Annotated in this window: 10 protein-coding genes and 1 pseudogene; 10 read left to right on the top strand and 1 reads right to left on the bottom strand. The window is 36.1% G+C overall.

Annotation, left to right across the window (positions count from 1 at the left end):
* The first annotated feature begins 14 nt into the window (after window positions 1–14).
* From HMPREF1140_RS11240 to mgtA, 9 genes are all read left to right on the top strand, one after another.
* Window positions 15–1391: an ABC transporter substrate-binding protein gene (locus tag HMPREF1140_RS11240; RefSeq protein WP_009663948.1), complete on the top strand. Its 1377-nt coding sequence runs from the start codon at window positions 15–17 to the stop codon at window positions 1389–1391.
* Window positions 1392–1491: 100 nt separating this feature from the next.
* Window positions 1492–2385 carry a carbohydrate ABC transporter permease gene (locus HMPREF1140_RS11245; RefSeq protein WP_009663966.1) on the top strand — a complete coding sequence of 298 codons (894 nt, stop codon included), beginning with the start codon at window positions 1492–1494 and terminating at the stop codon, window positions 2383–2385.
* 9 nt (window positions 2386–2394) lie between these two features.
* Window positions 2395–3255, top strand: coding sequence for a carbohydrate ABC transporter permease (locus HMPREF1140_RS11250; protein WP_009663965.1), 861 nt, complete (start codon window positions 2395–2397; stop codon window positions 3253–3255).
* A gap of 27 nt (window positions 3256–3282) precedes the next feature.
* Complete coding sequence (locus HMPREF1140_RS11255; RefSeq protein WP_009663969.1) at window positions 3283–4023, top strand: phosphatase; 741 nt, start codon at window positions 3283–3285, stop codon at window positions 4021–4023.
* A 163-nt stretch (window positions 4024–4186) separates the two neighbouring features.
* A complete protein-coding gene (locus HMPREF1140_RS11260; RefSeq protein ID WP_009663954.1) occupies window positions 4187–5557 on the top strand; it encodes a DUF512 domain-containing protein in 1371 nt (456 codons plus the stop codon).
* Window positions 5550–6881, top strand: coding sequence for a ribosome biogenesis GTPase Der (der, locus tag HMPREF1140_RS11265; RefSeq protein ID WP_009663943.1), 1332 nt, complete (start codon window positions 5550–5552; stop codon window positions 6879–6881). The genes HMPREF1140_RS11260 and der overlap by 8 nt, the downstream gene beginning before the upstream one ends.
* Window positions 6881–7513, top strand: a complete 633-nt coding sequence (gene plsY / locus HMPREF1140_RS11270; RefSeq protein WP_009663968.1) for a glycerol-3-phosphate 1-O-acyltransferase PlsY — start codon at window positions 6881–6883, stop codon at window positions 7511–7513. The genes der and plsY overlap by 1 nt, the downstream gene beginning before the upstream one ends.
* 2 nt (window positions 7514–7515) lie before the next feature.
* The gene (locus tag HMPREF1140_RS11275; RefSeq protein WP_009663973.1) at window positions 7516–8514 is read left to right on the top strand and encodes an NAD(P)H-dependent glycerol-3-phosphate dehydrogenase; all 999 of its coding nucleotides are present in this window, start codon (window positions 7516–7518) and stop codon (window positions 8512–8514) included.
* A gap of 1 nt (window position 8515) precedes the next feature.
* Window positions 8516–11209, top strand: coding sequence for a magnesium-translocating P-type ATPase (gene mgtA, locus HMPREF1140_RS11280; RefSeq protein WP_009663977.1), 2694 nt, complete (start codon window positions 8516–8518; stop codon window positions 11207–11209).
* Between the two features lie 22 nt (window positions 11210–11231).
* On the opposite strand, the gene HMPREF1140_RS11285 is transcribed toward mgtA, so the two are convergent.
* Window positions 11232–12974, bottom strand: coding sequence for an Rqc2 family fibronectin-binding protein (locus HMPREF1140_RS11285; RefSeq protein ID WP_009663963.1), 1743 nt, complete (start codon window positions 12972–12974; stop codon window positions 11232–11234).
* A gap of 622 nt (window positions 12975–13596) precedes the next feature.
* On the opposite strand from HMPREF1140_RS11285, the pseudogene HMPREF1140_RS11290 reads away from it, so the two are divergent.
* Window positions 13597–14648: pseudogene (locus HMPREF1140_RS11290) on the top strand (FMN-binding protein); the annotation flags it as partial.

Raw genomic sequence — 14648 nt, forward strand, 5'->3', positions numbered from 1 at the left:
TTAAGGAGGAAAAAATGAAGAAGGTTGTAAATTTATTTTCGACAGTTGCATTATCTCTATGCTTTTTGTGTGCATGTGGTGGGAACAGTGCGACAACAAGTGGAGGTGATGGTTCTGTAAAATCGGGAAGTGGAAATGAGAGCTCTGAAAACGCTACTCCGGAAGTCAAGCAAGCAGATGCAGATAGCAAATTAAACGCAGACATAGTATATTGGTCGTCATATACAGAGAGTTCTAATTATGGTCAAAGTATTAAAGCGGCAGCAGATGCATTTATGAAGGAGAATCCAGGAGTAAAGATTTCAATTTCTTTCCAGGGAACTGATATTTCATCTACACTTACTCCGGCACTTCAGGCAGGTAATAATATAACAATGTTTGAGGCAAATAGCGATAATGTTGTTCGCCTATGGAAAGACTATCTAATGGATTTGGGTGAGTTTTACGAAAAAACTTATCCTCAAACAGGTGGAAAGTCTTATGCTGACAGTATTCTCCCTGCGTATGAAAATCTGGCAAAGACACAAGGAGATGGGAAATATGTATACTTTCCTTATACTCCACAGTTCTTAAATGTATGGTATAACAAAGATATTTTTGAGGAATGTGGCATAACCGAAAAACCAAAAACTTGGGATGAAATGATGGAAGTATGCGCTACGCTTAAAAAGAATGGTTATACTCCATTTACTTCTGATCAAAATCATATTGATTATAATTTGAGTCTTTATTTGGAACGTCTTTTAGGTGCTGAGGGAACTAATGAGTTAGCGAATGGTGATGGTTCAGCATGGGATAATCCGGAGGTTTTAAAAGCTGTAAAGAAATTCGAGGATGCTGCAAGTAAGGGGTATTGGGCAGAGAATATTATGACAGTTGTTACTCCGGAAGCACAGCAAGAGATGGTTCTTGATAAGAAAATTGCTATGTATGTATGTGGTTCTTGGATGCCTAATAATGTACGTGAATCAGCAGGGGATGATTTTAGATGGGGTAGCTTTACATATCCACTTGTTGAGAATGGTGCTGATGATGGCTCTTCTCTATGTTATGGATGTTATGGTATAGCAATAAATAAAAATGCTACAGCTGAAGAAGCTGAGGCTTGTGCAGCTTTTGCTACATATTTAACACTTGGTGAATGGGGAGATTATATGGTTAAGAATTGTAATGCAATCCCTATTACTAATGATCCTAATGTTAAATGGCCGAAGATGATTGCTGACGCTGAGCATATTTATGATGGAATTACTAATAGGTGGCCTGCACATGGACATATGAGAACTAATGGTGATTTTTTACCTGTTTTTCAGTCTGCATGTACTAAGCTTTATGGTGGTAAAATGACAGCAGAAGAATTTATTGCTGAATGTAAAGCGTATTTTAAGTAAAGCACACATAGACTGTTAATTATTTAAAATAAAAGTTGGTATCTAATTTTAGGTACCAACTTTTATAGAATATGAATTAATTGTATATAGGAAGTGAGAGGTGATTAGATTGAGACAAAAAAAAACCACAATATTTATATTTATTGCTCCTGCTATAATTCCTTTTCTTGCTTTTTTTTGTTATCCGGTTCTAAGAACTTTTTTGATGAGCTTTTTTGATGTTGAGCAAATTAGTAGTAAGATTGTGACTTGGAAGTTCGTAGGTCTAGATAATTATTTTACATTAAAGGCAACAAGTTTTCCTAATTCATTGATGATGTTATTTAAAGTTTGGCTCTGCTGTGGTATTGTTGTTTTTATACTTTCATTATTATTTGCAACTATGTTAACATCAGGAGTATATGGAAAAGGCTTTTTTCGCTCAATGTTATATTTGACAAATGTTATTCCACAAATTGCACTTGGATATATGTGGACATTATATGTATTTAGTTCACGCTTTGGAATGCTAAAAAAGCTATTTAATTCTGTTGGACTAGAAAAGGCTGCAAGTTTTGCTTGGACATCTCCCGATAATATGTTTATTTCTATGTGTATTGCGTATGTATTTAGTTGTACAGGATATTTTATGCTTCAATATATGGCCGCAATTGAAGCTATTCCTAAAAGTCTCTATGAGGCAGCTGAAATAGATGGTGCTACAAAGTTTTCACAATTTTTGAATATTACTTTTCCTCTAATTCGCAATACGTTAGTTACTTCATTAACTTTGTGGACTAGTCGTGTATGTGCTTTCTTTGCCCTGTCAAGAGTTTTTATATCTTCAAAGACGGTTTCACCATTGATGTATATATATAATGTTTTATTTGGTACAGATTCAAGTAATACGGCAGTTGGAGTAGGAGCAGCAGCATCAGTTATAGTTGCACTCATTGTTGTAGCAGTATTTATGATTTCCAATCTTATTCCAAAGAATAAGGATATTGAACTTTAGGAGGGGATTATGAATAATAATATAAAGACGAATAATATACGACTACGTCAACAAGTAAGGTTAATTCCGGGATATATCCTGCTTATACTTTGGTGTTTATTTATAGTTGTAATGTTAGGTTGGATAGTTATAGCAAGTTTATCAACAACTAAAGAAATATTTTCAGATAATCTACTCAGAAGCGGACCACATTGGGATAATTATACACATGTAATAAAAAATGGACATTTAGTTACTGCATTTTTGAATTCACTTTTATATAGCGCATCATCAGTATTCTTTAGTATATTGATTTGTGCTCCGGCCGCATATGGGCTGGCAAGATTTAAATTTAAATTTAGTGAAGCGATAAAGCGTTTGTTAGTAATAGGTTTAGGTGTGCCGGGAGTTATGATTATAATGCCGCTATTTTCGCTTGTAAGTGCACTAAATGTAAGTAATTCAAAAATTACACTCATAGTAATTTATGTTGTTACATCTATTCCGTTCTCTACATTTTATCTTCTTCCGGCCTTTACTGATATATCAGATAGTTATGAAGAGGCGGCTGCAATTGATGGATGCGGCCCACTACGAACTTTTTGGACCATTGTGTTTCCACTTGCCGGTAATAGTATTACAACGTTGGTAATTTTCCAGTTTATTGGAAAATGGAATGAATATTTTATGGCACTTATATTTGCCGGAAGTACAGAAAATATGTCGTTAAGTGTTGCACTTTATCAACTTATCGTTGCTATGACAAGAGAAGGAGGATGGAGTGGAATGTTTGCTGCTGTTACATTTGTTTCAGCACCTACGATAATTATTTACATTTTATTGTCTAAAAGATTAATTGGAGGAGCTACAGCCGGAGGATTAAAAGGCTAATAAAAATTCAATTGAAATGAGGTTAATATGAAAGATATAATGGATTTGCATACACATACAGTTGCTAGTGGGCATGCCTATAATACGATATATGAAATGGCAAGAAGTGCTTCAGAAAGGGGATTATCTTTACTTGGTATAACTGATCATGGACCGGCTATGAAATCAGGTGTTCCGGCAAATTATTTTAATAATTTTAAGATGCTTCCAAGAGAGTTGTATGGAATCAAATTAATGTTTGGATGTGAACTGAATATTTTAGATTACGATGGTAAAATCGATTTACCACAATCTATGTTGGAAAAACAAGATTTTACTGTAGCGAGTATTCATAAACCTCTTTACACTATTGGAACAGTATCACAAAATACAAAGGCATATATAAGTGCTATGCAAAATCCATATATTCAGATTATTGGGCATCCTGATGATGCAGACATTCCTGTGGATTATGAAGAACTTGTTTGTGCTGCAAAAGAAAATCATGTTTTGTTAGAAGTAAATAGCGAATCTCTTAATCCTAGATGTGTGAGAAATAGTGGAGCAACTAAGAATTACATGAAAATGTTAGATTATTGTAAGACATATAAGGTTTCTATTGTATTAGATAGTGATGCTCATTGCGAAATAGATGTAGGAAATCATGAAAAATCAATTGCTTTACTTGAGAGCATAAGTTTTCCGGAAGAGTTGGTTGTGAATCGTTCTATTGAGGCTTTATCAGAATATATTATGTTACCAACACAAAAAATCGGCAATAAAAAATAAGATGTTGAAATCTAAAATTTAATATGTTAGACTGAAAGAGGCAAATGAAGTTAAGATATGTAGTCGGATAGTGCTACAATAAGAAAGCCACGAGCTCGTATCTCGTGGCTTTTTCTGTTATAGTAGTAGATGTCATTTGCTATTTACAAATGAATGGAGTAAAATGAATTTTCATATAATAAAAAGCATTGCCAAAGGGTCTATAGCCGAGGAGCTTGAAATAGAGCCGGGAGATAAGCTTATATCTATCGACGGCAATGAAATAAAAGATGTATTAGATTATAGATATTATATAAATGCCGAAGAGTTCACCATGGTGATTGAAAAGGCAAATGGTGAAGAGTGGGAGCTGGATATTGAAAATGACTATGAAGATATAGGACTTGAGTTTGAAGAGGGACTTATGAGTGATTATAAATCCTGTACAAACAACTGTATATTCTGCTTTATAGATCAGATGCCACAGGGAATGAGAGAGACGCTTTATTTTAAAGATGATGATTCCAGACTTTCCTTTTTACAGGGTAATTATGTAACACTCACAAATATGAAGGATGCGGATATAGACAGAATAATAAGATTTAATCTGGCCCCTATAAATATATCCGTACATACTACAAATCCTGAACTTAGAAAAAAAATGCTTCACAATCGCTTTGCCGGAGAGTCACTTAGATATATAGATAAGTTATATGAGAAAAATGTTCCTATGAATGGACAGGTGGTTATGTGTCCGGGTTATAATGACGGCGAAGAGCTAAAGCGCACATTAAACGATTTATTAAAATATGCTCCTACAATGGAGAGTGTATCTGTAGTGCCGGTAGGTATTACAAAGTTTAGAGACGATTTGCCAAGACTTTCACTTGTTGATAAAGCAAAAGCAATAGAGACTATAGAAATCATAGAGGATATTCAAAGAAAGGCCATGGAAAAATGCAATATGCATTTTGCGCAGGCAAGTGATGAATTTTATCTGATTGCAGAAAGAGAGATGCCGGGTGAAGATACCTATGACGGATATATTCAGCTGGAAAACGGTGTTGGAATGCTCAGACTTCTCAGTGAAGAAGTGGCAGATGCAATAGAAACTCTCGAAATAGATAAAGAGGATATTGAAAAAGAAGAAACTATAAGTATTGCAACAGCTATTTTGCCCGCACATTCCATGAAGGAGCTTGCAAAAAAGATTGAAAAAAGGTTCCCTGCAAAGAAGATAAATTTCTATACCATAAGAAATGATTTCTTTGGAGAAAGAATCACGGTGGCAGGACTTTTAACCGGAGTTGATATAATAAATCAGTTAAAGGGTAAGGAACTTGGTGACAGATTATTATTGTCGGTAAATATGTTTAGAAGCGGAGAAGAGGTATTGCTGGATGATCTGACAAGAACCGATATTGAAAGAGAATTAAATGTCAAAACTGTTATTGTCGGTCAGTCAGGTTATGATCTGGTTAATGCAATAGTTTCTGATAAGTATATAGAAGAAAATGCCTATAAGGCATATGAAAAAGGAGTTAATAATGAGTAAACCCGTAGTTGCCATTATAGGCAGGCCGAATGTAGGAAAGTCTACATTGTTTAACGCCATAGCAGGGGAGCCTATTTCCATAGTAAAGGATACCCCGGGAGTGACAAGAGACAGAATATATGCTGATTGTACATGGCTGAATATGAATTTTACACTTATAGATACAGGAGGTATAGAGCCGGACAGCAGTGATATTATACTTTCACAGATGAGAGAACAGGCTGAGATAGCTATAGAGACGGCAGATGTAATTGTGTTTATTACAGATGTGCGTCAAGGACTGGTGGATTCCGACTCTAAGGTTTGTGACATGCTCAGAAAATCAAGAAAGCCTGTTGTACTTGCCGTAAACAAGGTTGACTCAATGGCTAAATTCGGAAATGATGTATATGAGTTTTACAATCTTGGAATAGGAGATCCGATACCGGTATCAGCCGCATCCAGACTTGGAATAGGTGATTTGCTTGAGGCTGTGGCGGCACATTTTAAACATAAGGACACTGAGGATGAGGAGGATGATGACAGACCTAGAATTGCCATAGTCGGAAAGCCGAATGTAGGTAAATCATCTATTATAAACAGACTTACAGGTCAAAACAGAGTAATCGTATCGGATATTGCGGGCACTACCAGAGATGCTATAGATACTGTGGTTGTAAACAATAAACAGGAGTATGTTTTTATTGATACAGCAGGTCTTAGAAGAAAATCAAAGGTAAAAGAGGATATTGAAAGATATTCAATAATCAGAACTGTAACAGCTGTAGACAGAGCTGATGTGGTAATACTTGTTATTGATGCAAATGAGGGTGTCACAGAACAGGATGCAAAGATTGCAGGCATTGCACATGACAAGGGTAAGGGTATTATTGTTGCTGTAAATAAATGGGATCTTGTTGAAAAGGATAATAAGACTATTTATGAGTATACAAATAATATAAAGAGAATACTTTCATTTATGCCATATGCGGAGTTTGTCTTTATATCGGCGCTAAGCGGTCAGAGACTTCAAAAGCTCTTTGAAATGATAGATATTGTCAGAGAGAATCAGACACTTAGAATACAGACAGGTGTATTAAATGAGATTATTTCAGAAGCTACAGTAATGCAGCAGCCGCCGTCTGATAAGGGTAAGAGACTTAAGATCTTCTATACCACACAGGTAGCGGTAAAGCCGCCTACATTTGTTATTTTTGTAAATATAAAGCAACTTATGCATTTCTCCTATCAAAGATATTTGGAGAACAAGATTAGAGAGGCCTTCGGATTTAAGGGTACATCTATAAGATTTATTATCAGAGAAAGAGGAGAGGACGCCAAATAATGCTTAGAATTCTTCTGTTAATAATAGGTTATTTTATCGGAAATATTGAGACGGGATATATATTTGGAAAGCTCAATAAGATGGATATAAGAAATTACGGTTCAGGAAATGCAGGTGCTACAAATACTCTCAGAGTACTTGGTCCAAAAGCGGGACTTATAGTTTTTTTTGGAGATTTTTGTAAATCTTTGATCCCATGTTTGGTTGTAAGATATATTTTTAGAGATAATGTCAGCCTTAGCTATGTGTACATGCTTTATATTGGACTTGGTGTGGTACTTGGTCACAACTTCCCGTTCTATCTTGGATTTAAGGGCGGAAAGGGAGTTGCTTCCACAGCAGGTATAATAATGGCTCTTGACTATAGAATTGCTTTTGTTTGTCTGGCTATATTTATCTTGATAGTTGCTATAACAAGATATGTATCACTTGCATCAATAGTTGTAATGATTATTTTTATAGGTATGTCACATATGTTGGTAAAAACAAATTACGGATTTACAGATGGAAGTTCTCCTATGGAGTTTAGACTTTTGATAGTTATTATCGGATTTTTATCAATATTTATGCATAGGGCAAATATTAAAAGATTACTTAGCGGGACTGAGAATAAAATAGGGAAAAAGGTGTGAAAATGAATATTTCAGTTATTGGTTCAGGTACTTGGGGTATGGCACTTGCAAGACTCCTATTTGATAACGGGCATAGTATAAAGGTATGGTCTGCAATTGAAAGCGAGATAAAGGAACTTAGAGAAACCCGTACACATAAAAATCTTCCGGGTGTTGTATTTGATGAAGCGATTCGATTTGAGACTGATTTGGAAGTTGCTATGGAAGGCTCCAAGATTTGTGTGCTTTCAGTACCTTCAATTTTCACAAGAAGTACTGCGAAAAGAATGGCACCGTTTTATGAAGAAGGACAAATCATTGTAAATGTTGCAAAGGGTATTGAAGAAAATACTCTTGAAATACTTACAGAGCAGATTTTGGATGAAATAAAGAATGCAAATGTAGCAGTACTTTCAGGGCCAAGCCATGCTGAAGAGGTGGTAAGACTTCTGCCTACTACATGTGTAGCCGGAGCAAATGATTTAAAGACTGCTGAGCTGATTCAGTCTGTATTTATGAGTCCGGTATTCAGAGTATATACTTCTACAGATATGCTTGGTATTGAGCTTGGCGGCTCGCTAAAAAATGTTATAGCATTGGCGGCAGGTATCTCAGACGGACTTGGCTATGGTGACAATGCCAAGGCTGCTCTTATTACCAGAGGAATTGTTGAAATAAGCAGACTCGGTACAGCTATGGGAGCCAGAATAGAGACATTCTACGGGTTGTCAGGTATCGGTGATCTGATAGTTACCTGTGCAAGTAAGCACAGCAGAAACAGAAAAGCCGGTATGCTTATGGGACAGGGAAAGACCATGGATGAGGCTATGAAAGAAGTGGCAATGGTGGTGGAAGGCGTATATTCCGCAAAAGCTGCCAAGGCTTTGGCAGATAAATATAATATCTGTATGCCTATTGTTGATGAGGTAAATGCCGTACTTTTTGAAAATAAGGATCCTAAGCAGGCGGTGGATGCACTGATGCTTAGAGACAGGATATCGGAGAGTATCAAGGGGATGTAAGATGAATAAAAATATAGATTACATGGCAACCAACTCGCTTGAGGATATAAAATCCTACCTTGGTACGGATTTAGAAGGACTCAGTGAAGAAGCTGTTCAAAAAAACAGGGAGAAGTATGGAGCAAATAAGGTAAAAAAGGAAAAGAAAAAGTCACTTGCCAAAAAGCTTGAGGAAGCTTTTATAAATCCTTTTACAGTCGTACTTGTTTGTTTAGCTGTTGTATCTACAGTAACGGATATTGTATTTCCTTTACTGCATATGTTCGGAAATACAAAAAAGGATTTTAATCCTATTACCGTAATTATTATTTTAACAATGGTATTTGTGTCCGGTGTACTCAGGTTCATTCAGGAGGGCAGAAGCGGTGATGCCGCAGAGAAGCTGCTTGCTATGATTAAAACCACATGTACCGTGACAAGAAAGGATAAAAATCATATAGAAATTCCTTTGGATGAAGCTGTAGTAGGTGATATAGTTTATCTTTCGGCAGGTGATATGATTCCCGCCGATGTAAGGATAATAGAAGCAAAGGATCTTTTTGTAAGTCAATCAAGCTTAAGTGGTGAGAGCGAACCTATAGAAAAGCTTGCCGGTGTCTGTGAAAAGAAGGACAATATCACGGAATATACAAATATAGCTTTTATGGGAAGCAGTGTTATATCGGGAAGTGCCGCTGCAGTTGTTATAGCGGTCGGAGACAATACGCTTTTCGGTTCAATGACTTTGGCAATATCCGGTGAGTCTGTAGAAACAAACTTTACAAAGGGAGTCAATGCGGTTTCATGGGTACTTATCAGGTTTATGCTTGTAATGGTACCCTTAGTCTTTGTTATCAACGGAGTGACAAAGGGCAACTGGATATCGGCATTTTTATTTGCCATATCGGTTGCGGTAGGATTGACACCTGAAATGCTTCCTATGATTGTAACAAGTTGCCTTGCAAAAGGTGCTGTATCAATGAGTAAAAAGAAGACTATTGTAAAGAATCTGAATTCTATACAAAACTTCGGAGCTATGGATATTCTGTGTACAGACAAAACAGGCACATTGACTCAGGACAGAGTAGTACTTGAGTATCATTTGAATATAAAGGGAGATGAGGATTCAAGAGTACTCAGATACGGATATCTTAACAGCTACTTTCAGACAGGTTATAAGAATCTTATGGACCTTGCCATAATTCAAAGGACTGAGGAAGAAGAGGAAAACGACTCACAACTTATTGATTTGTCGGAAAACTACAAAAAAATTGATGAGATACCTTTTGACTTTAATAGAAGAAGATTAACTACTGTAGTACAAAATAATGCAGGTACTATAAAAATGGTTACAAAGGGAGCGTTTGAAGAAATGCTTTCTATATGTTCTTTTGCGGAATACAACGGAAATGTTCAACCTATAACAAATGACTTTAGACAAAGAATTCTGGAAACTGCCGATACACTTAATGAAAAAGGGTTTAGAGTGCTTGCAATCGCCAGAAAAGATATAGAAAAGCAAAGTTGTAATGTTGAAGATGAATCTGAAATGATTCTTATGGGCTATCTGGCATTCCTTGATCCGCCTAAAGAGTCGGCCGCAAATGCCATAAAAGCGCTGAAAGAGCATGGTGTCAGAACGAAGATTCTTACAGGTGATAATGAAAAAGTTACAAAAACAATATGTAAGCAGGTCGGTCTTGAAGTAAGAAATATGCTGCTTGGCAGTGATATTGAAAATATGGACGATGAAGAGCTTAAGAAAACGGCAGAGATAACAGATGTATTTGCAAAGCTTACTCCAAGTCAGAAATCAAGAGTGGTATCGGTACTTAGAGATAACGGACATACTGTAGGCTTTATGGGTGACGGAATAAATGATGCGGCGGCAATGAAGGTTGCGGATATCGGAATTTCTGTGGATACGGCTGTGGATGTGGCAAAGGAGTCTGCAGATATTATACTTCTTGAAAAGGATCTTATGGTTTTAGAGTCCGGAATCATAGAAGGACGAAAGACATTTGCAAACATGATAAAGTACATTAAGATGACGGCTTCATCAAACTTCGGAAATATGTTCTCAGTTTTGGGTGCCAGTGCACTTTTGCCTTTCCTGCCTATGGAGAGCATGCATCTTATTTTGTTGAATCTGATTTATGACTCATGTTGCAGTGCTATTCCATGGGATAATGTTGATGAAGAATTTATTAAGTTACCGAAAAAATGGGACGCTTCAAGTATTGGCAAATTTATGGTATGGATAGGGCCTACAAGTTCAATCTTTGACTTTGCAACATTTGCATTTATGTATTTTGTTTTCTGCCCGCATTTTGTAAGCAATGGAGTAACATATAATAATCTTGCAAGTCATTTTACCGGTGATAAGCTTAATATGATAAGAGCTTCTTATGTTGCAATGTTTCAGGCAGGATGGTTTGTAGAGTCGATGTGGAGTCAGTCATTGGTTATACATATGATTCGTACTGTGAAGCTGCCGTTTATACAAAGTCGTGCATCAGCACAGCTTACATTACTGAATTTCTTCGGAATAATATTTATTACAATTATTCCGTTTACACTGCTTGGTAAAGTACTGGGATTTTCATCATTGCCTTTATCATTCTTTTTATTTCTTTTGCCATGTGTACTGGCATATATGATACTTGTAACAGCAGTAAAAAAGGCTTATATTCGCTATCACAAAGAATGGTTGTAACAGTGAACAAAGCCCTTAAAAATTATTTTTGTTGTAGATCCGCCTTCGGTGTGGCTACCATTGACCAGTTGGAATGGTAAATCACAAAGCCGGGAGCGGCACCTGCAACTTTTTTTATGTTTTTCTTTTGAATATAGTCTACTTCCACTTTATCCGCATCTTTTGCCTTTGAATAAAAAGCGGCAAGTGCGGCAGCTTCTTCATAAGCTCTGTCAGGAAGTTCCTCTTCATTGTTTGATTTTAAAATTACATGTGAACCGGGTATTCCTTTGGCATGAAACCACCAGTCATTTCCTGTAGCTACTTTAAAAGTAAGCTCTTCATTCTGATAATTATTTTTACCCACATATATATCATAACCGTCAGTTGAAATATAGTGATATGGATGAGATGTACTCTTTTTTTGTTTACCGGAAGAATGCTTTTTTATATAACCGAAGTCTACAAGCTCCTGACGAATCTGTGAAAGGCTCTCATCATCACTTGAAACATCAAGTGCGGTCTGTATGGAGAGAAGATGCTCAATATCATTTTTTGTATTTAAAATCTCTTCGCTGAGCGCCTTTGTAGTCCTGCTAAGCTTTGCATACTTATCATAGTATTTCTTTGCATTTTCCTTTGCCGATTTGTTTTTATCAAGCGGAATAGTGATTTCTTTGTTATCATCGTAGAAATTCTCTGTTGTAAAGGAGCTCTCTCCTCCTTTAAGGCTGTATCCGTAAGTATTTAAAAGGTCTCCATATACTCTGTAGATATCCTTTTTATCTGCATCTTGAAGCTGTTTTTCCTGTAAATCATACTTTTTACTTGCTCTTTCCAGTGCGGTATTTACAATACGTCGCAAATCCGAACTCTTTTGCCTGTTAAGTACAAAGGCTTCTCTGGAAGAGTAGAAATCATATAGCATCTTGCTGACAGAATCATATGATTCCTTTTTATATTCCTCACTGTTATATGAATACAGCTCAACGCAAGAAAACTCAAGCGCTTCTTCTTTTCTGTATACTATATTCGGTGAGAAATTGTGAGAGCTTATATCATCAAGTAAATTCCTTATTGTATGAAAAAGATGAGTATACTCAAGTTCACTAAGAGATGTGGAAGGAGCCTGTGAGGGGAGAGAAGCTCTTAAAACTATTTCCTCAGCTATAAGCGGACTGATACCTGCAAAGTTCATATAAATTGACTTTGACAGAGCATATTCCTTTGATTTTAAAATCTCTATAAACTCCTCAAGTTCCGTGTTTAATAAATCTTTTTTCTTTAATTCATCAGGCAGGAAATATTCCCTTCCCGGAAGTACTTCTCGTAAAGAACTCATATTTGCGGAGATTCGTTTAATAGAATCAATTATTTTATTGTTTTCATCGGTAAAGATTATATTGGAATGCTTACCCATTATCTCAACATACATGCATTTATGACTCAGATCACCCAGTTCATTTAAATGTTCCAGCTTAAAGCAGAGTATTCTCTCAAGACCCATCTGAAATATATCGGTTATTTTTGCCGTTCCGATATATTTTCTAAGTAACATTAAAAAAGCCGGAGCAACCTTTGGGGCCGGTTTATTTACATCGGTAAGATAAACCAGCGGAAGTGAAGCACTTGCAGATATCAAAAGTCTGTATGTCTTTGCATTGTTCTTTATTGTAAAAATAAGCTCATTTTCTTCAGGCATGGATATTTTTGATATTCTTCCGCCTACAAGCTTTGTATTCAATTCATATGATAAATTTGATATTACTATGCCGTCAAAAGCCATTTTATTACCTCTATCCTAAACTTAAATCTTAATAGTAATTTTAAAAATACATTATACCACAGTATATCTATATATACTGCATTATTTAGAGAAATAAATGAAACTGAAATTTATAGATATTATGTTTTAATAATAATTATGCAACAAAAATATTGAATGTGATTTTCATCACCTTGTTAAAAACTTAAACAAAGTTATTTTAGGATATTACAAAATTTATATTGATGTAGAAAAATTGTATGTATTCATAATAAAACACAAAAATCCTTTATTATTTATATTCACTATGATAGAATAACAAGCATGATGGATGAAAAAATACACAAAAAATACAAGAATCAATGTATATTCTCATTTATTATTGTCTGAAAATATAAGAAAAATGCTAAATAAGTCTGTAGTAAGGGTTTGAAAACTCTTTTTTTACATCTTTGAGTTAGGCAATACTTACTAATTAAAGCAATTATCATCAATGCATAAATTTGCAGAAAGTAATTTGGAAGGAATATCAAATTGATTGTTTTTAGAAAGGAGGAATTAAAAGTATAGTTTACTAAGATTATTTTTCATTCCATATAATATTAGATGTTACTAAACTTATACTAGAGGGGGTACTTATTTTGTGAAAAGAACATTCAATAGAATAGCTGCATTGATGTTTGCTTCTACATTAGCATTCATGAATACATTTCCAAGCCAAGGGGCTGTTACAAAGGGAAAGTGGGAATTATCAGGTGATACCTGGAAGTTTTATAATGAAAAGAATGAAGTCCATAAGGGCTGGGTTGAAACTTCTTCAGGGTGGTATTATCTAGATCCTGAAACAGGAGACATGAAGACCGGATGGCAAAATATAAATGGAGTAGATTATTATTTTGACTCTGACAAGGATGGGGTATCGGGACATATGCATACCGGATGGTATAAAAATCCGGAAGGCAAATGGTATTTTTTCAATCCTGATTCTGCAACAGGTGGAGAAATGCTTACCGGATGGCAGTGGATAGACGGATATTGCTATTATTTTGATCCTACACCGGGAAAAGATTGTGGAGTAATGGTTGTCGGTAAGACCACACCTGACGGATTTAAAATTAATGAAAACGGTCAATGGACTGATGACTCAGGGAAAGTACAGTATGTTGCAGGAAAGGGGTTCTCAACAAGTAATTCCGGAACTACCGGAGGAGGTTCCAATACTTCTACCGATACATCAAAAGATTCCAAATCAAGGAGAGAAAAATCATCAGGGCAGAGACGAAGCCATGGTGGAAGCAGTTCGGGTGGATCATCAGGAGGAGCAGGGCAGTCAAGCAATCCAAATGAAAAGCCGAAGGCACCTGAAAACAAGGAAGAGAGTAAGCCAAGCGAGAAGCCAAAGGCACCTGAAAAACAGGAAGAGAGTAAGCCAAGCGAGAAGCCGAAGGCACCTGAAAAACAGGAAGAGAGTAAGCCAAGCGAGAGCGAAAAGCCTAAAGCACCTGAAAAACAGGAAGAGAGTAAGCCAAACGAGAGCGAAAAGCCAAAGACACCTGAAAATAAGGAAGAGAATAAGCCAAGCGAGAGCGAGAATGCTCTTACAGACGGTGAATGGTATGGAACAGCTACATGGAGCAGATATAAGCTTCAAAGAGGTTCAAATATCGTTAAGGTAACTATAAAGGACGGAAAAAT

This window comes from Lachnoanaerobaculum sp. ICM7 (genome assembly GCF_000287675.1).
GTDB lineage: Bacteria > Bacillota > Clostridia > Lachnospirales > Lachnospiraceae > Lachnoanaerobaculum.